Origin of the sequence: Geobacter sp. AOG1, from assembly GCF_019972315.1 — a bacterium.
Classification (GTDB): domain Bacteria; phylum Desulfobacterota; class Desulfuromonadia; order Geobacterales; family Geobacteraceae; genus Geomobilimonas.
On sequence record NZ_BLIZ01000001.1, the window covers coordinates 2,342,352 to 2,361,048 of the forward strand.

Sequence of the window (18,697 nt, forward strand, 5' to 3'; positions counted from 1 at the left end):
AATATCCCTTGACTCCTCCCCGCAGAGGGTGGTAAAGTCCTCCGAAACTTGCCCAAACTGCCTTTTAACTTAACCCCGTGAGGTTAGCAAAGGTGTCGAAAACAGTTACCAGAAGAGTATTCTGAGAGCCTTTCCGCCTGTCCGCGGAGAGGCTCTTTTTTGTAAGTTTCGGTGGTAGGGGCAACCCCTGTGGTTGCCCGTGAATCGGGCAGGCACATAGGCCTGCCCCTACGAAAACAGGAGGGGCACAGTGACGACGGAAGGAACGGTGATCCTGGACGGGACCGGGGTAAAACGGGCGCTCACCCGTATTGCCCACGAGATCCTGGAGAAGAACAAGGGGGTAAAGGGGCTGGTGCTGGTCGGCATCAGGACCGGCGGGGTGCACCTGGCCCATGAATTGGCTGCCAGGCTGTCGGAGATCGAGGGAGAAAAGGTGCCGGTCGGCGCGGTGGACATAACCCTCTACCGGGACGACATCAAGGGGCATGCAGAGCACCTGCCGGTGGGGAAGACCGAAATCCCCTTCACCCTCGAAGGACAAAATGTTGTCCTGGTGGACGATGTCCTTTACACCGGCCGCACCATCCGGGCTGCCATGGATGCCTTGATGGACCACGGGCGGCCGACCTCCATCCAGCTTGCGGTGCTCGTCGATCGGGGCCATAGGGAGCTTCCGATCCGGGCTGATTTCGTCGGGCGCAACGTGCCGACCAGCCGGACGGAGAATATCCAGGTGATGTTCGATGCTGCCAACAAGCCGACCGATGTGGTCTTACAGAAATAAGGGGGGGGACGCCATGGGTTTCAAACATAAGGACATCATCGCGCTCAGGGACCTGACGAAGGAGGATATCGAACTCCTCATTTCCACGGCGGAAAGCATGCGCGAGATCAACAGCCGCGACATCAAGAAGGTCCCGACGCTGCGGGGCAAGACCATTATCAATCTCTTCTACGAGGCCTCCACCCGGACCCGGACATCCTTCGAGATCGCCGCCAAACGGCTCTCGGCCGATACGGTCAATATCTCCCCCTCCACCAGTTCGGCCACCAAGGGGGAGACCCTAGCGGACACCGCCCTGAATCTGCTGGCCATGAAACCGGACATTATCGTCATGCGTCATGCCGTCTCGGGTTCTCACTACTTCCTTTCCCAGAAGGTTCCCTGCTCCATTATCAATGCCGGTGATGGCGCCCACGAGCACCCCTCCCAGGGACTTCTGGACATGCTGACGATAAAGGACAAATTCGGGCGGCTGGACGGCCTGAAGGTCGCCATCGTTGGCGACATTACCCATAGTCGAGTGGCTCGCTCCGATATCCAGGGGCTGACCAAAATGGGGTCCCACGTCTTTCTGGCAGGTCCCCCCACCATGGTGCCGCCGGGAGCCGAGCGGCTCGGTAACGTCACGGTCTGCCCCACCATGAGGGAGGCGATCCAGGATGCGGATGTGGTGATCATGCTCCGGATCCAGCAGGAGCGCCAGGGGAAAACTCTCATGCCCAATGCCCGCGAGTATTCCCGCTACTTTGGCTTGAACCCGGAGAACCTCAAGCTCGCCAAGCCGGATGCCATGGTCATGCACCCCGGTCCCATCAACCGCGGCGTGGAGATGTCCTCCTACGTGGTGGACGGTCCTCAATCCCACATCCTGAAGCAGGTGGAGAACGGGGTGGCGGTACGCATGGCCATGCTGTACCACGTCTGCGGCGGCGAACTCGCAGAGTGAGAACGCACGCTTTTGCGCAATCTCGGCGTCAGATTTCTCGTTTCCTTGTGCGGCGTAGCGCTGTTTATGCCCGATGTTTGGGTGCTACGCCTCCGCGTAAACGCTCATCTTCCTTGACCTTGCACAAAATTGAGCGTTCTTGGCAGACTTAATTTCGATACTTTTTACGAGGTGACCATATGAATCTGTTGATCAAGAATGGCAGGGTGATCGACCCGTCCCAGGGGATCGACGATACGCTGGATGTGCTGGTGGAGAACGGGCTGGTAAAAGAAGTCGGCAAGGGGCTCAAGGCGCCCGCTGGTGCCGAGACTATCGATGCCGCAGGCAAGTACGTGGTGCCGGGGCTCGTGGATATGCACGTGCACCTGCGCGACCCGGGGCTGGAGTACAAGGAGGATATCGTTTCCGGCACGCGGGCTGCGGCGGCCGGCGGTTTCACGTCGGTAGCCTGCATGCCCAACACCAAGCCGGTCATCGACAACAAGGCGGTGGCGAGCTACATCATCGCCAAGGCAAGGGCGGAGGGGGTTGCCAACGTCTTCCCCATCGGCTCCATCACCTACGGCTCCCACGGCGAGCGGTTGGCGGAAATGGGGGAACTCAAAGAGTCGGGGTGTGTCGCCGTATCCGACGACGGCAAGCCGGTGGTGAACTCCGAGCTGATGCGCCGGGCGCTCGAATATGCCCGGGGGATGGGAATCCTGGTCATCTCCCATGCCGAGGACCTTTCCCTTGTCGGGGAAGGGGTCATGAACGAGGGGTTCACCTCCACGGAGTTGGGGCTCAAGGGTATTCCGTCCGCCGGGGAAGATATCGCCACGGCACGTGACGTCATGCTAGCCGAGTACACCAAGTCACCGCTTCATGTCGCCCATGTCTCCACCCGGGGCGCGGTGCGCATCATCCGGGAAGCCAAGGCGCGTGGCGTGCAGGTTACCTGCGAAACGGCTCCCCACTACTTCAGTCTGACGGATGAGGCGGTGCGCGGCTACAACACCAACGCCAAGATGAACCCTCCACTGCGAGAGGCGGATGATGTGGCAGCCATCAAGCAAGGGCTTAAGGATGGTACCATTGATGCCATCGCCACCGACCATGCCCCCCATCATATCGACGAGAAGGATGTGGAGTTCAACGTGGCCCTGAACGGCATCGTTGGCCTGGAGACGTCCCTGCCGCTCTCCCTCAAGCTGGTGGAAGAGAAGGTACTCACCCTTTCCCAACTCGTGGAGAAGATGGCAGGCAATCCGGCAAAGATACTTGGCATCGACCGTGGTACCCTCAAGGCGGGTGCCGTCGCCGATATCACCGTGATCGATCCAGCCGCCGAATGGAAAGTTGATGCCGAGATGCTTGCCAGCAAGTCCAAGAACTCTCCGTGGCTCGGTGAGAAGATGAAGGGTGGGGCAGCCTACACTATCCTTGGCGGTAAGGTAGTGTTCAAACGATAATAATAAATGTTGTGAACCACAGCGGGTACGATCAACTAGTTTCTCATTGGTAATCAGGATTTTATTCGTTCTCCATGGTAAATGATTTTAAGGGGTTATGTTTATGAAAGCAGTCCTTGCGCTCGCCGACGGGCGCATCTTTGCGGGGAAATCCTTCGGTGCCACCGGCGAAGCCACCGGCGAGGTGGTGTTCAATACCGCCATGACCGGCTACCAGGAGGTCCTGACCGATCCCTCCTATCGCGGGCAGATGGTCACCATGACCTACACCCAGATCGGCAACACCGGCATCAACCCGGAGGATATCGAGAGCAAGCAGCTCTACCTTTCCGGCTTCATCGTCAAGGAGTACCACGACTGCCATTCCAGTTGGCGGGCCACCATGAGCCTGGACAGTTACCTGAAGGAGAACGGGGTGGTGGGCATCCAAGGGCTCGATACCCGGGCACTGACCCGTCATCTGCGGGACAAGGGGGCTCAGAACGGCATCATCTCCACCGTCGACTTCGATCCGGCAAGCCTGCTCAGGAAGGTTCGGGCCGTCCCCTCCATGGCCGGCCTCGACCTGGCGTCGGGGGTGAGCTGCGACAAACCGTACCACTGGACCGAGAAGCTCTGGGAACTGGGGGAAGGGTACCTCCAGGCGACGCCCGCTGAGCTGAAGTACAAGGTGGTCGCCTACGATTTCGGCATCAAGTACAATATCCTCCGCTGCCTCGTCTCGGCAGGTTGCGACGTGACAGTAGTCCCTGCCACCTTCCCGGCCGAGGAAGCGCTGGCCATGAATCCGGACGGGATATTCCTCAGCAACGGCCCTGGCGATCCGGAACCGATGACCGCCGTGATCGAGAACATCCGGAAATTCGTCGGAAAGAAACCGGTCTTCGGCATCTGCCTCGGGCACCAGCTCCTGGGGCTGGCCCTGGGGGGGAGGACCATGAAGCTCAAGTTCGGCAACCACGGCTCCAACCTGCCGGTCATGGACCTTGCGACGCGAAAGGTGGAGATCACCGCCCAGAACCACGGTTTCTCCGTGGATATCGTATCGCTGGGACACGCCTGCGAACTGGCCCACGAGAACCTGAACGACCAGACCGTGGAGGGGATGAAGCACAAGGACCTCCCCATCTTCTCGGTGCAGCACCACCCGGAGGCGTCGCCGGGACCACATGATTCCCACTATCTGTTCGGGCGGTTCGTGGAGCTGATGGAGAAAAACAGGTAATCCGGGACCAGGGACCCGTGATCCGGGACCCGAAGAAGCCTTTTCGCTTTACGCGTCCCGAGTCCCGAGTCCCGGTATTATGCGTTACGTAGAACTTTACAATTCAGGTGAGTTGCTGCGGCGGGTGCGGACGGCCTATGCCCGGCTCAAGAGCTGCGACCTCTGCCCCCACGACTGCCGGGTTAACCGGCTGGCGGGGGAAACGGGTGCCTGCCGGAGCGGGGCGCTGCCTCGGGTGGCATCGGCCAATGTCCACCGGGGAGAGGAACCTCCCCTTTCCGGCACGCGGGGGTCGGGGACCATCTTCTTCTCCAACTGTAACCTCCGCTGCCGCTTCTGCCAAAACTTTCCCATCAGCCAGTTTGGCAACGGCGAGGATGTCTCCCTCCGGGAGTTGGCGGCGCGGATGCTGAAACTCCAGCGGCAGCGAGTTCACAACCTGAACCTGGTGACGCCGAGCCACTTCCTTCCCCAGTTCCTGGCGGCGCTCCATCTGGCGATAAATGAGGGGTTCCGGCTCCCCATCGTCTGGAACTCCAACGGCTACGAGCGGGTGGACGCCCTGGAACTCCTTGACGGGATCGTGGACATCTACCTGCCGGACATGAAGTACGTGGCGGAGGTGCCGGCGGTAAACTTTTCCGGTGCTCCCGGTTACCGGGATATCAACCGAAGCGCGGTGCAGGAGATGCTCCGCCAGGTGGGGCACCTGCAGCTGGACGACGCAGGTATCGCACAACGCGGCCTCATTATCCGCCATTTGGTTCTCCCCGAGGGGCACGCCGGCAGCCGTGAGACCCTCCGCTGGATTGCCGGAAATCTGGGACGGGAGACCCATATCTCCCTGATGAAGCAGTTCTTTCCGGCCCACGAGGCGGAGCAGGTCCCCGGCATCCACCGGAAGATCACCGACGCGGAGTACGAGGCGGTGGTGGATGTGTTGGAAGAGGTGGGGCTGGAAAACGGTTGGGTGCAGGAATACTAAGAGGTGGGGCATCTTCACGGGGAGTCGTTATGGAAAAATGCTTGAGCGTGGAAGAGATGAAGATACTGGACACCTGCCGCGATATTGAGCTTGTCGGCGCGGACATCTACCTCTATTTCGCCGGCCTCTTTGCCGACCTTCCCCTCTATGCCGCGTTGTGGAAAAAGACCGCCATGGAAGAAAAAAACCACGCCGCCCAGTTCGAACTGGCTATGAAAATGAAAAAGGGGATGGTCGAGTCGATCACCCTTGATTCCTGGAAAGCAGAAAACGCCCTCACCGTGGCCAAATCGATTTTTGCGGGGGTGCGACAGCATCCTCCCACCCTTGAGGACGCGCTTCGCTCTTCGATCAAGCTGGAACTGCATCTCTCCGAATTCCACATGGGATGCGTGGCCGTTTTCCAGGACGGCTCCTTCGGTGCGATGTTCCAGGCGATGATGGACGCCGACGACAAACACGTCAAATCTCTCCAGGACGCATACCAAGGATATCTGAGCGTAACGGCTGCCACGGAGGGGTAAGTGCCGATGCTGGAAGGAGCATTCTGAAGATGAGAACGGTTGCGCTACTCGTTCTTTCCAATATTTTCATGACCTTTGCCTGGTACGCCCACCTGAAGAACCTCCGGACCGCCCCCTGGTTCATCGCGGTGCTGGTAAGCTGGGGGCTGGCCTTCTTCGAATACATGCTCCAGGTGCCGGCCAACCGGGCCGGTTACGGCACCTTCAATCTGGGGCAGTTGAAAATTATGCAGGAAGTGATCACCCTCTCCGTATTTGTGCCGTTCGCGGTTTTCTATATGGGGCAGCCGCTGAAGCTCGATTTTCTCTGGGCGGGGTGTTGTCTGGCAGGGGCGGTCTTTTTTATCTTCCGGGGTTGAAAAGAGAAATTCGTTTATTTACTAACAGGAGTCATAGATGCCTAAACGTACTGATATCAAAAAAATCCTCATTATCGGCGCCGGTCCCATCGTCATCGGCCAGGCGTGCGAGTTCGACTATTCCGGCACCCAGGCGTGCAAGGCGCTCAAAGAGGAAGGGTTCGAGGTGGTGCTGCTGAACAGCAACCCGGCCACCATCATGACCGACCCGGACTTCGCGGACCGGACCTACATCGAGCCGGTGACGCCGGAAATGCTTGCCAAGATCATTGCCAAGGAGCGCCCTGATGCGGTACTCCCTACCCTGGGGGGGCAGACGGCACTCAATACTGCGGTGGCGGTAGCGGAGAACGGAACCCTGGAAAAGTACGGCGTGGAACTCATCGGCGCAAAGCTCCCCGCCATCAAGATGGCGGAGGACCGGACCCTGTTCAAGGAGGCGATGGATCGAATCGGGTTGTCGGTTCCCGGTTCGGGACTGGCCCACAACTACACTGAGGCGATGGAAGTTGTCAAGACGGTCGGTTTCCCGGCCATCATCCGCCCCTCCTTCACCTTGGGGGGGACCGGCGGCGGCATCGCCTACAACATGGAAGAATATGAGCGGATGGCCATGGCGGGGATCGATGCATCCCCCACCGACGAGATCCTCGTCGAGGAATCGGTCATCGGCTGGAAGGAGTATGAGCTTGAGGTGATGCGGGATACCGCAGACAACGTGGTGATCATCTGCTCTATCGAGAACTTCGATCCCATGGGGGTCCATACGGGCGACTCCATCACCGTGGCGCCTGCCCAGACCTTGACCGACAAGGAGTACCAGATCCTCCGGGACGCATCCCTGAAGATCATCCGGGAGATCGGCGTGGACACCGGCGGCTCCAATATCCAGTTCGGCATCAACCCCCGGGATGGCCGCCTCGTGGTGATCGAGATGAACCCCCGGGTTTCCCGCTCGTCGGCCCTCGCCTCCAAGGCGACCGGCTTCCCCATCGCCAAGATCGCCGCCAAACTGGCGGTCGGCTATACCCTGGACGAAATTACCAACGACATCACCCGGGAGACCCCCGCCTGCTTCGAACCGACCATCGATTACGTGGTGACCAAGATTCCCCGCTTCACCTTCGAGAAGTTCCCCGCTGCCGACGCCACTCTCACCACCCAGATGAAGTCGGTGGGAGAGGTGATGGCCATCGGCCGGACTTTCAAGGAATCGTTCCAGAAGGCACTCCGCTCCCTGGAGATCGGTTCCTGCGGCTTCGAATCCCGCCTCTTCGACCTGGGTAAGGAAACCCGTCGGGCGCTGACTCCAGCCGAGCAGCAACTCCTTCAGGATAAACTGGGGACCCCCAACTGGGAACGGCTCTGGTTCGTCGGGGATGCGATCCGGAGTGGCATGGAGGTGGACCGGATCTATAGCATAACCGGCATCGATCCCTGGTTCCTCCACAACATCCGGCAGATCATCGAGATGGAGGACCGGCTCAAGCAGGTAAAGGTAGAGGTTGAGGAAAAGGAGAAGCTGAAAGACATTCTCCGCGAAGCGAAGCAGTTCGGTTTCAGCGACAAGTTTCTCGGTAAACTGTGGGGCAAAAATGAGGAAGAAATTCGCCAACTCCGCCTTTCCCTCGGTGTAACACCGGTATTCAAGCGGGTCGATACCTGTGCCGCCGAATTCGTCGCCTACACCCCCTATCTCTACTCGACCTACGAGGAGGAGTGCGAGGCGGCGGTGACCGACCGGAAAAAAATCATGATCCTTGGGGGCGGCCCCAACCGGATCGGGCAGGGGATCGAGTTCGATTACTGCTGTGTCCACGGGGTCTTCGCCCTGGCGGAGGACGGCTACGAGACCATCATGGTCAACTGCAACCCGGAGACGGTCTCCACCGATTACGATACTTCCGACCGCCTCTACTTCGAGCCCCTCACTTACGAGGACGTCCTCAGCATCGTGGATGTGGAGAAGCCGTACGGGGTGATCGTCCAGTTCGGGGGCCAGACGCCGCTCAAGCTGGCCGTGGCCCTGGAGAAGGCAGGGGTCCCCATTATCGGTACCTCACCCGACGCCATCGACCGGGCCGAGGACCGGGAGCGGTTCCAGGAGATGCTTCACAAGCTGGGGCTGCGCCAACCGGAGAACGGTACCGCCCGCTCCTTCGAGGAGGCGGAAAAGGTGGCCGACCGGATCGGATACCCCGTGGTAGTCCGCCCCTCCTACGTCCTCGGCGGGCGCGCCATGGAGATCGTCTACGATGTGGACAACCTGCGCCGCTACATGCATACCGCCGTGCAGGCGTCCCCCGAGCACCCGATCCTTATCGACAAGTTTCTGGACGAGGCGATCGAGGTGGATGTGGATGCACTCTGCGACGGTCGCGAGGTGGTGATCGGCGGGATTATGGAGCATATCGAGGAGGCGGGAATCCATTCCGGCGACTCGGCCTGTTCTCTTCCCCCCTATTCCATTTCACAGGATGTCGTTTCCGAAATCCGTCGCCAGACCGTGGCCATGGCCCTGGAATTGAACGTGAAAGGACTGATGAATGTCCAGTACGCGGTGAGGGACGGGGTGATCTTTATTCTGGAGGTGAATCCGCGTGCATCCCGCACGGCCCCCTTCGTCTCCAAGGCGACCGGACGTCCCCTGGCGAAGATCGCCGCGCGCATCATGGCCGGCAAGAGTCTGCAGGAGCTGGGGATCGGTGGTGACATCGTGCCGACCCACATGTCGGTGAAGGAGTCGGTCTTCCCCTTCGTTAAATTTCCCGGCGTCGATACTATCCTCGGTCCGGAGATGAAGTCCACCGGTGAGGTGATGGGGATCGATGCCGATTTCGCCACTGCCTTTGCCAAGGCCCAGCTGGGAGCGGGAGTGAAGCTCCCCACAAGCGGCCGGGTCTTCATAAGTGTGCGTGACGCCGACAAAAAACATATTGTCACCGCCGCCAAAAAACTGTATGATAACGGATTCGAACTGGTCGCAACCCGCGGCACTGCTGCGTTCCTGCAGGAGAAGGGGCTTACCGTACGGGTCATCAACAAGGTGCTCGAAGGGCGACCTCACATCGTCGATGCCATCAAGAACGGCGAGATCGCCATGGTGATCAACACGACCCAAGGGGCCCAGGCGGTTGCCGATTCCTTTTCCATTCGCCGCAACACCCTGATGCACAACATCGCCTACTACACCACTGCTGCCGGTGCCCGGGCCGCGGTGGACGGCATGATCGCGGTAAAGAAGGAAGAGCTGGACGTGAAGCCGATCCAGGAATACTTGGGCTAATGTCAGTCAAGATGGCATAAGTACGAGGTTATATGCGGGGCGGCAGTTCTGGCTGTCCCGCCATTTTCGCACAATGCTGGATTCAGACGTTGTGCATACCAGAGGAGTTGCCAGGAAGATGTCCCATTCCGTACCGATGACGAAGGAAAGTTTTGAAACACTTCAGGATGACCTGAAGCGCCTGATCCGTGAAGAGCGCCCCCGGGTGATCCAGGATATTGCCGAGGCGCGTAGTCATGGCGATCTGTCGGAGAATGCCGAATACGATGCTGCCAAGCACCGCCAGAGTTTCATCGAGGGGCGCATTGCCGAGCTGCAGGACAAGCTGGCCCGCGCCTATGTGGTGGACCTGTCCAACCTGAAGCCGGACAAGGTGGTGTTCGGTTCCACTGTTACCCTCTACGACACCGCTGCCGACGAAGAGAGCACCTATAAGATCGTCGGCGAGGACGAGGCGGACATCAAGCTCGGAAAGATTTCCTGCACCTCGCCGGTCGGCAAGGCACTCATCGGCCACAAGCTGGACGATTCAGTGAAGGTCAAGGTGCCGTCCGGCCTGAAGGAATACGAGATCGTCGATATCAGATACAACTGACAGTCACAGGATAGTGAACGACAAACGATGAAACCGATCCTGGTCTGCTCTTTTACATTACCAACTACATGAGAGGAAAGAATACATGAGTCAGACTGTTACCAAAGATATGACGTTTGCCCAGGTGATGCGGATGCATCCGGACGTGGTGAAGGTGCTCGCCAAGTACAACCTCGGCTGCATCGGTTGCATGGGAGCCCAGGCTGAAACCCTGGAGCAGGGGTGTGGCGCCCACGGGCTAAATGTTGACGACATCGTCAACGACATAAACGCACTGTTCGTCTGAACAGTAAAGGCGCCGGGAACGGCGCCTTTTTTTATTGTTGTTTTCTCTATTTCCCCTCTTCATGTCTCATGGTTCTCTTTCGAGCATAAAGCGGGCCTCTGCCAGTTCCTTCTCCTTCTCCCTGTCTACCTTCGGAAACGCAAGATCCAGTTCATTCAGGGCGTCAATAATGGCCGCGGACACCACCAGCCGCGTGAACCACTTGTTGTCGGCCGGCACTACGTACCACGGCGCATGTTCGGTGGATGTGTGGCGGATCATATCCTCGTAGGCTGTCATGTAATCGTCCCAGTATTCCCGTTCGTGGACGTCGTCCTTGGTGAACTTCCAGTTTTTGTCCGGATTGTCGATCCGCTCGAGAAAACGCTTTTTCTGCTCGTCTTTCGAGACATGCAGAAAGAATTTCCGGACCGCGACGCCGTTTCGTGTCAGGTAACGCTCAAAGGCGTTGACATCCTCGAACCGCTCCTTCCAGACATGCTCTGTCACGAGGCGGGGGGGGAGCTTCTGCCGTTCGAGAAGTTCCCGATGTACCCGCACGACGAGCAGTTCCTCGTAGTAGGAACGGTTAAAAATGCCGATGCGTCCCCGCTCGGGGAGACAGCGGCTGGTGCGCCAGAGAAAATCGTGATCCAGTTCCTCGGCAGAGGGGCTCTTGAAGGAGAAAACCTGGCATCCCTGGGGATTTATGCCGGACATCACGTGCTTGATGGCGCTGTCCTTGCCGGCAGCATCCATCGCCTGGAAAATGAGAAGAAGTGCCCAGCGGTCCTGGGCGTACAGTTTCTCCTGCTCTTTGCGCAGACGCTCGATACCCCGTTCCAGTTCCGTTGCCGCCCCCTCTTTCGTGAGGCCCACGGTTTCGTTGGGATTGACGCTCTTGAGCCGGAACTCCTTGCCGTTGTCGATACGAAACGCCCCGGCAAACTCTCGCGCTTGCTTCGTCAGCTTCCCCATGGTCAGGCTCCTCCTGGCGTTATCCCTTCTTCGGCTTCTCCCTTTTCCCCGCGTCGGGTGCGGATTCCGCTTGCTGCCGCAGCCACTCCATCCGTTCCCTGATGGTCTTCTCGTAACCGTGCCCGGGGGGGTCGTAATACTTTTGCCCGGCAAGCTGGTCAGGCAAGTAGTTCTGGGAGACGTACCCCTCGGCGTAATCGTGGGCGTACCGGTACCCCGCGTGGTAGCCGAGCTCCTTCATCAGCTTCGTCGGCGCATTCCGGATGTGGAGCGGGACGGGGAGGGCGCCGCTCTTTCTGACCTCGGCCAGGGCTGCGTCGATGCCGATGTAGGAGGCATTGGACTTGGGGGCGGTGGCGAGATAGGTGACCGCCTGGCCGAGAATGATCCGTCCCTCGGGGAGTCCCACCAATTGGAATGCCTGCAATGCTGCCACCGCCACCTGGAGCGCCCGGGGGTCGGCGTTGCCGATATCTTCCGATGCCAGGATAACCATGCGGCGCAGGATGAAGATCGGGTCCTCACCGGCTTCGATCATCCGCGCCAGCCAGTAGAGGGCGCCGTCCGGGTCGCTCCCCCGCATGGACTTGATGAAGGCGGAGATGACGTTGTAGTGCTCTTCTCCTCCCTTGTCGTAGAGGAGAGGCTTCTTCTGCACCGCCTCGCGGGCGATTTCCAGGGAGATGACACCGCTCTTCGCCAGGCGTGCCGCGGTTTCCAGGGTGTTGAGTGCCACCCGGCCGTCCCCCTGGGCCTGCTCGGCCATGAAATCGAGGGCGTCGTCGTCGATGGACAGGTTGAGGGCTCCGAGCCCCCGTTCGGTATCGGCGAGGGCATGGCGAAGGATTCCCTTCAGTTCGTCTCCGGTCAGCTGGTTGAGGACGAGCACCTTGCAGCGCGACAGGAGGGGGGCGATCACTTCGAAGGAGGGATTTTCTGTGGTGGCACCGATGATGGTGAAAACCCCACGCTCAACGTAGGGGAGAAAGGCGTCCTGCTGGGACTTGTTGAAACGGTGAATCTCGTCCACGAAGAGGATGGTCCTGATCCCCTTGAACTTGCGGATATCCTCCGCCTCCTTGACGATCTCCCTGATCTCCTTGATGCCGGAGAGGATGGCGGAGAAGAATATGAAGTGGGCCTTGGTGGCGTTGGCGATGATCCGGGCGAGGGTGGTTTTCCCCGAGCCGGGGGGGCCCCAGAAGATGAGGGAGGTGAGCTGGTCGGTCTCGATCAATTGGCGCAGGAGCTTCCCCGGCCCAAGGAGATGCTCCTGGCCCACATACTCGGACAGATTCTGCGGCCGCATCCGTTCGGCGAGGGGGGCTTCCTTGAAGGTATCGGCGGTGGCTTTAGCGTCAAAAAGATCCATGATTGTTGTAGGCTTAGAGGTCCTCAGGGACCTGCGAACCGCCTTCATCCTTTCTATGCTCCACCAGGCAGACTCCGTCATGGAGGCAATGTTGGGCCTGGGCGCTGACCTCGACGGTGCTGACCCCCCAGATCTCCCGGGCGTATTCGGCGATGGTCCGGTCGCTGGAAAATTTTCCCATTCCCGCCGAGTTGAGGATGGCCCGCCTGCTCCAGTCGTCCTGATCGCGATAGAGCCGGCTCACCTCGTCCTGGCAGGCAACGTAGGAGGCGTAGTCGGCCAGCAGCAGGTAGTTATCTCCCTGGTTGAGAAGTGAATCGACGATCGGCTTGAACAGGTTGGGGTCGAAGGGTGAGAAGAAGCCGCCGCTGATCATGTCGAGCACCTTCTGCAGCTCCAGGTTCCGGTTGTAGTAGTCCCGCGGGGTGTACCCTTTCCGTTTCAGCTCGGCCACCTCGTCGGCGGTAAGGCCGAAGATGAAGATGTTCTCTCTTCCCACCTCTTCCATGATCTCGATGTTGGCGCCATCCAGGGTGCCGATGGTCAGTGCGCCGTTCAGGGCGAACTTCATGTTGCCGGTCCCCGATGCCTCGGTGCCGGCGGTGGAAATCTGTTCCGACAGATCGGCGGCGGGGAAGATCATTTCCGCCAGGGAAACGCTGTAGTTGGCGAGGAATACGACCTTGAGCCTCCCTGCCACGTCCTGATCGCGATTGATAACGTCTCCCACGGCGTTGATGAGACGGATGACCAGCTTGGCGATGACGTAGGACGGTGCCGCCTTGCCGCCGAAGATGAAGGTCCGGGAAACAATGTCCTGAGTCGGGTCGGCCTTGAGCCGGTTGTAGAGGGTAATGATGTGAAGGACGTTCAGGAGCTGTCTCTTGTATTCGTGGATCCGTTTCACCTGGCAGTCGAAGAGGGATTCCACATCCACCTGGATGCAGTTGTGTTTGAGAATGTACGCCGCCAGAAGTTCCTTGTTCTCCCGCTTCACCCGCCGCCAGTCGGCCCTGAATGCCGGTTCTTCCGCCAGGGGACGAAGTTTTTCCAGTTCGTAGAGGTCGGTGACCCACCCCGTGCCGATCCGGTCGCCGATCAGGGTGGCCAGGGGGGGGTTGGCCTTTTTCAGCCAGCGTCTCTGGGTGATGCCGTTGGTCTTGTTGTTGAACCGTTCCGGGTACATCTCGAAGAAATCCCGGAACAGGTTGCTCTTGAGGATCTCGCTGTGGAGAGCGGCAACCCCGTTCACCGAATGGCTCCCGACGATGGCCAGGTGCGCCATCTTGACCTTTCGTTCCCAATGCTCCTCGATGATGGACATCCGGGCGAGGCGTCCATCGTCGCCGGGAAAGCGGCTGCGCACCTCGTCCAGGAAGCGGTCGTTGATCTCATAGATGATCAACAGATGACGGGGGAGTATCTGCTCGAAGAACCAGACCGGCCACTGTTCCAGCGCCTCGGGGAGAATGGTGTGGTTCGTGTAGGCGAAAACCCTGATTGTCACTCCCCAGGCATCGTCCCACGACAGCCCTTCCAGGTCGATGAGCACCCTCAGCAGTTCCGGGATGGCGAGGGCGGGATGGGTGTCGTTCAGCTGTATCGCCACCTTGTCCGGCAGGAGACGCAGGTCTTTATGCATCTTCTTAAAGCGGTAGATGACGTCATGCACCGTTGCGGAGGCGAGGAAGTACTCTTGTTTGAAGCGGAGCTCTTTTCCTTCAAGAACGTTGTCTGCCGGATACAGAACCTTGGAGATGTTCTCCGTCAGCATTTTCTTTTCCACGGCCCGGATATAGTTCCCTTCGTTGAAGAACTTGAGGTCGAATTCACGGCTCGACTTGGCGCACCAGAGGCGCATGGTGTTGACGGTGTTGTTGCCGTAGCCGGGGATGGGGGTGTCGTAGGCCATGGCCATGACATCTTCCGTATCGACCCATTCGTGACGTGGCTTGCCGTCGATGGTGACCGTAACTACCCGTCCGCTGAACTTAACGGGGTGGAGATGTTCCTGGCGGTCCAGTTCCCAGGGGTTGCGATAGCGGAGCCAGTTGTCGGGGATTTCGACCTGGGCGCCGTCGGTGATCTTCTGGCGGAATATGCCGTATTCGTAGCGGATACCGTAACCGTAGGCGGGGATGGCCATGGTGGCCATGGAATCGAGGAAGCAGGCGGCAAGGCGCCCCAGCCCGCCATTGCCCAGGCCTGCCTCCTGTTCGTCTTCCACCAGTTCGTTGAAGTCGTAGCCAAGGGAAGAGGCCGCCTCCTTGAATTCGTCCAGAAGCCCCAGATTGATGAGACTGTTTTCCAAGGTGCGTCCCATGAGGAATTCCATGGAAAGATAGTAGACCCGTTTGTGGTCGGAGTTGTAGTAATGCTGCTGGGTGTCGAGCCACTTCTCCACCATCCTGTCGCGGACGGCGTAGGCCAAGGCGTTGAATATGTCGTACCGTGAAGCGGAGTATTTGTCCTTGCCCAGAGTGTACTCCAGGTGCTCCAGAAAGGATTTGATGGTCAACATGAGGCTGTCGAGTTCGGGGGTGCCATTGGTTGGGATCAGGTTGTCGTCGTGCATCAGGTCCTCGTCTGGTGTTCTGTGGCCCACTGCCTGAAGGTCGTCGTCACCTGTAAGAGTATAGCGGGTTGCCACGGAATTTCCATGGACATGGTAGCGGTTCTATGCTAGTAAAATCGTACTTATACCACAGGTCAGGGGCGCGCAGGATGAAAAAAATCGCGATCTTCGCAAAGGTTCACGACCCCCGTTGTCAGGGGGTGGCGGAAGAACTCGTACACTGGCTTGAGGCGCGGGGCCTGGTGCCGCTGGTGGAGTCCCATCTGTCGCGTCATCTCAGACTCGACAGCGGCATTGACTCGACGGACATCCCCGCAAGTGCCGACATGGTAGTGGTGCTGGGGGGAGACGGCACACTCATCTCCGCGGCGCGGCTCATCGGCGAACGGGAAATTCCCATCCTCGGGGTCAACCTGGGGAGCCTCGGCTTTCTCACCGAGATCACCCTGGATGAGCTCTATCCCGTGCTTGACAGCTGTCTGGCGGGGAACTACCAGGTTTCGGAACGGATGATGCTCAAGGCGACCGTCCTGCGGGACGGAGTTGAGGTGATGAACCACCGGGTTCTGAACGACGTGGTGATCAACAAGGGTGCCCTGGCCCGGATCGTCGACCTGGAGACCATGGTGAACGACTACTACCTGACCACGTTCAAGGCCGATGGTCTGATCATCTGTAGCCCCACCGGCTCCACCGGTTATTCCCTCGCGGCCGCGGGACCGATCGTCCACCCCGCCCTGGAGTGTCTCGTCGTCACTCCTATCTGCCCCCACACCCTTACCAACCGTCCCATTGTCGTTAATGCGGATGCCGCGGTCACGGTCACCCTCAAGTCGGCCCACGAAGATGTGTTTCTTACCCTGGATGGCCAGGTCGGGATGGAACTCAAGGGGGGGGACGTCATAACCGTGCGGCGGGCAGCCCACCGGACCCGGCTTATCATGTCCCGGAGCAAGGATTATTTTGAGGTGTTGAGGACCAAGCTGAAGTGGGGCGAACGGTAGGAGGAATGCGCCTTTTCCGCAATCTCGGCGTTGCCCATCATGATTCCTTGTGCGGCGTACTTCCAGTACGCCTCCGCGTCATCCCTTGGCCGCCTTGACCTTGCGAAAAAATCGCATTCCGCTGGTTTATCCTGAGAATTTGAAATAGCTATGTTAACTGACCTGAACATAAAAAACTTCGCCATCATCGACTCCCTCCACGTGGCGTTCCAGCCGGGGCTTACCATTCTCACGGGGGAAACGGGGGCGGGGAAATCGATCATCATCGATGCCGTAAACCTGATCCTGGGCGGGCGGGGGTCGGCCGATCTGATCCGGACCGGCGCGGAGGACGCGACCGTGGAGGCGCTCTTTGACCTGACGGGTGAAGAAGCGCTCCTCTCCTTCCTGGCGGAACTCGGCATCGAGACGGAGGGGGAACTCCTCATCAAGCGAGTGGTGGCCCGTTCGGGAAAGAATCGGGTCTTCATCGGCGGTGGTCTTTCCACCATCGCGGTCCTTGCGGACGTAACGCGCGAGCTGATCAACATCTACGGTCAGCATGAGTCCCAGACGCTTCTCCGGCCGGAAAACCACCTGGTGCTCCTGGACGGCTTCGCCGGGCTCGATTTCCTGCGGGGGGACTTCGCTGCTATCCACGGAGAGTTCCGAGGGGTCAAGGCCGAAATTCAACGTCTGGAGGAGGGGGAGCGAGACGCGGCGCGGCAGCTTGACCTTCTTTCCTACCAGAGTAATGAGATTGGTGCTGCCGCCCTCGTTGCCGGCGAAGAAGAGGTGCTGGAACAGGAACGGCAGCTCCTGGCCCATGGGGAGAAGCTCCTGGTCAACAGCCAGGGGGCCTACGACCTCCTCTACGGCAGCGACGCCAGCATTCTTGGCCAGCTCCGCCAGGTGACGACCGCCGTCAGCGATATCCGGCAGATCGATCCGTCCCTTGCCGAGCTCCATGAAACCCTTCAGGGGGCTGCCCTCCAGCTGGAGGATGGCGCTCTTGCCCTGCGGGACTATGCGTCACGGGTGGAGGCTGATCCGGAGCGTTTACAGACTGTGGATGACCGTCTCGACCTGATCGGTCGGCTGAAAAAAAAATACGCTCCAAGCGTGGAAGAGATCATTGCCTTCAAGGAACAGGTCGACCGGGAACTAGCGCTCCTTACGAATCGCGAACAGGCACGGGGTGAGCTGGATGGGCGGTTGGAAGGATTGACGGAACGGCTGCATGCACTCGGCCGGGAGCTTTCCGAACGGCGCAGGGAAGCGGCCAGTGCCCTCAAGGCGGCAATGGAACGAGAGCTGCGCGAAATTGCCATGCCCCACGCCGTGTTCGAGGTTGCTTTCGAGGAGTTGGCCGAGCCGCGGCCGACCGGGTTCGAACGGGCCGAGTTTCTTTTTTCGCCCAATCCGGGGGAGGTGCCGCGCCCTCTGGCCCGGATCGCTTCCGGCGGCGAGCTCTCCCGGCTCATGCTCGCCTTGAAGCAGGTTCACCCAGAAAGTGATGTACCGACCCTGGTGTTCGATGAAGTGGATACGGGAATCGGCGGCGCCACATCGGCGTTGGTGGGTAAGAAGCTGAAGAACGTGGCGCGGGAACAGCAGGTGCTCTGCATCACTCATCTCCCCCAAGTCGCGGCCTTTGCCGACCACCACTACCGGGTGGAGAAACGGGTGGTGGACGGTCGAACTGCGACTGCTGTGTCTCTTCTTGATAACGACGAGCGGGTGGCTGAAATGGCCCGCATGCTCGGTGGGGCGAGGATTACGGATACGACTCTGGAGCATGCCCGGGAGATGATCGCCGAGGCAGAACTGTAGGGGGAGGAGACCTGCTCTTCCCCGTGAAAGGCATCCGCGCGGTGCCCTACAAAAGCAGACTGAAAGGACACCGTTGATGCTTCGCAAGGCACAGATCAAGGATGTTAAAGACATTCAGAGGCTCCTGACCTTTTATGCCAGTCGCGGCGATATGCTTTCCCGTTCCCTTGCCGAGCTGTACGAGGTGCTGCGGGATTTCTACGTAGTCGTTGAGGGGGACAAGCTCCTTGGAACCGCTGCCCTCCACATCGTCTGGGAAGATCTTGCCGAGGTCCGTTCCGTCGCGGTTGCAGAGGATGTTGGACGGAAAGGGGTCGGCAGCCAGGTGGTGCAGGCGTGCCTCGATGAGGCACACACTCTCGGCCTCAAGCGGGTTTTCTGTCTCACCTACAAACCGGATTTTTTTGCCAAGTTCGGATTTCGCATCGTGGATAAGTCCGAACTTCCCCACAAGGTCTGGGGGGACTGTCTGAAGTGCGTGAAGTTTCCGGACTGTGACGAGATTGCCATGATTTTGGATCTGTGAAACG

At 59.4% G+C, this 18,697-nt stretch carries 16 protein-coding genes; 13 read left to right on the top strand and 3 right to left on the bottom strand.

Annotated features, from left to right (window positions below; translation table 11 throughout):
* Nucleotides 1-250: 250 nt before the first annotated feature.
* From pyrR to LDN04_RS10780, 10 genes are all read left to right on the top strand, one after another.
* Complete coding sequence (pyrR, locus tag LDN04_RS10735; RefSeq protein WP_223910000.1) at nucleotides 251-787, top strand: bifunctional pyr operon transcriptional regulator/uracil phosphoribosyltransferase PyrR; 537 nt, start codon at nucleotides 251-253, stop codon at nucleotides 785-787.
* A gap of 13 nt (nucleotides 788-800) precedes the next feature.
* Nucleotides 801-1,733 (top strand): aspartate carbamoyltransferase catalytic subunit, encoded by a 933-nt coding sequence (locus tag LDN04_RS10740; protein ID WP_223910012.1) that lies wholly within the window; start codon nucleotides 801-803, stop codon nucleotides 1,731-1,733.
* 179 nt (nucleotides 1,734-1,912) lie between these two features.
* Nucleotides 1,913-3,187 carry a dihydroorotase gene (locus tag LDN04_RS10745; protein WP_223910015.1) on the top strand — a complete coding sequence of 425 codons (1,275 nt, stop codon included), beginning with the start codon at nucleotides 1,913-1,915 and terminating at the stop codon, nucleotides 3,185-3,187.
* 103 nt (nucleotides 3,188-3,290) lie between these two features.
* The gene (gene carA, locus LDN04_RS10750; protein ID WP_223910018.1) at nucleotides 3,291-4,412 is read left to right on the top strand and encodes a glutamine-hydrolyzing carbamoyl-phosphate synthase small subunit; all 1,122 of its coding nucleotides are present in this window, start codon (nucleotides 3,291-3,293) and stop codon (nucleotides 4,410-4,412) included.
* A gap of 79 nt (nucleotides 4,413-4,491) precedes the next feature.
* Entirely contained in the window at nucleotides 4,492-5,397 is a 906-nt protein-coding gene (locus LDN04_RS10755; RefSeq protein WP_223910021.1) for a radical SAM protein, read from the top strand.
* Between the two features lie 29 nt (nucleotides 5,398-5,426).
* Nucleotides 5,427-5,921 (top strand): hypothetical protein, encoded by a 495-nt coding sequence (locus LDN04_RS10760; RefSeq protein ID WP_223910024.1) that lies wholly within the window; start codon nucleotides 5,427-5,429, stop codon nucleotides 5,919-5,921.
* A 29-nt stretch (nucleotides 5,922-5,950) separates the two neighbouring features.
* Nucleotides 5,951-6,280 carry a DMT family protein gene (locus tag LDN04_RS10765; RefSeq protein ID WP_223910027.1) on the top strand — a complete coding sequence of 110 codons (330 nt, stop codon included), beginning with the start codon at nucleotides 5,951-5,953 and terminating at the stop codon, nucleotides 6,278-6,280.
* 37 nt (nucleotides 6,281-6,317) lie between these two features.
* Complete coding sequence (gene carB / locus LDN04_RS10770) at nucleotides 6,318-9,566, top strand: carbamoyl-phosphate synthase large subunit (RefSeq protein ID WP_223910031.1); 3,249 nt, start codon at nucleotides 6,318-6,320, stop codon at nucleotides 9,564-9,566.
* A 118-nt stretch (nucleotides 9,567-9,684) separates the two neighbouring features.
* Complete coding sequence (greA, locus tag LDN04_RS10775) at nucleotides 9,685-10,161, top strand: transcription elongation factor GreA (protein ID WP_223910034.1); 477 nt, start codon at nucleotides 9,685-9,687, stop codon at nucleotides 10,159-10,161.
* A gap of 85 nt (nucleotides 10,162-10,246) precedes the next feature.
* Nucleotides 10,247-10,447 carry a DUF1858 domain-containing protein gene (locus LDN04_RS10780; RefSeq protein WP_223910036.1) on the top strand — a complete coding sequence of 67 codons (201 nt, stop codon included), beginning with the start codon at nucleotides 10,247-10,249 and terminating at the stop codon, nucleotides 10,445-10,447.
* Between the two features lie 66 nt (nucleotides 10,448-10,513).
* On the opposite strand, the gene LDN04_RS10785 is transcribed toward LDN04_RS10780, so the two are convergent.
* From LDN04_RS10785 to LDN04_RS10795, 3 genes are read right to left on the bottom strand one after another with little or no spacing between them, the layout of a single operon-like run.
* Nucleotides 10,514-11,404 carry a polyphosphate kinase 2 family protein gene (locus LDN04_RS10785; RefSeq protein WP_223910039.1) on the bottom strand — a complete coding sequence of 297 codons (891 nt, stop codon included), beginning with the start codon at nucleotides 11,402-11,404 and terminating at the stop codon, nucleotides 10,514-10,516.
* A 19-nt stretch (nucleotides 11,405-11,423) separates the two neighbouring features.
* A complete protein-coding gene (locus LDN04_RS10790; protein WP_223910042.1) occupies nucleotides 11,424-12,776 on the bottom strand; it encodes a replication-associated recombination protein A in 1,353 nt (450 codons plus the stop codon).
* A 13-nt stretch (nucleotides 12,777-12,789) separates the two neighbouring features.
* Nucleotides 12,790-15,351, bottom strand: coding sequence for a glycogen/starch/alpha-glucan phosphorylase (locus tag LDN04_RS10795; RefSeq protein WP_223910045.1), 2,562 nt, complete (start codon nucleotides 15,349-15,351; stop codon nucleotides 12,790-12,792).
* A 149-nt stretch (nucleotides 15,352-15,500) separates the two neighbouring features.
* On the opposite strand from LDN04_RS10795, the gene LDN04_RS10800 reads away from it, so the two are divergent.
* The 3 genes from LDN04_RS10800 to LDN04_RS10810 all read left to right on the top strand — a co-directional run bounded on the left by LDN04_RS10800 (nucleotide 15,501) and on the right by LDN04_RS10810 (nucleotide 18,693).
* Nucleotides 15,501-16,355, top strand: coding sequence for an NAD(+)/NADH kinase (locus tag LDN04_RS10800; RefSeq protein ID WP_223910048.1), 855 nt, complete (start codon nucleotides 15,501-15,503; stop codon nucleotides 16,353-16,355).
* Nucleotides 16,356-16,505: 150 nt separating this feature from the next.
* On the top strand, nucleotides 16,506-18,167 hold the full coding sequence (recN, locus tag LDN04_RS10805) for a DNA repair protein RecN (protein WP_223910051.1): 1,662 nt from the start codon (nucleotides 16,506-16,508) through the stop codon (nucleotides 18,165-18,167).
* 76 nt (nucleotides 18,168-18,243) lie between these two features.
* The gene (locus LDN04_RS10810) at nucleotides 18,244-18,693 is read left to right on the top strand and encodes an N-acetyltransferase (RefSeq protein WP_223910054.1); all 450 of its coding nucleotides are present in this window, start codon (nucleotides 18,244-18,246) and stop codon (nucleotides 18,691-18,693) included.
* Nucleotides 18,694-18,697 lie beyond the last annotated feature (4 nt).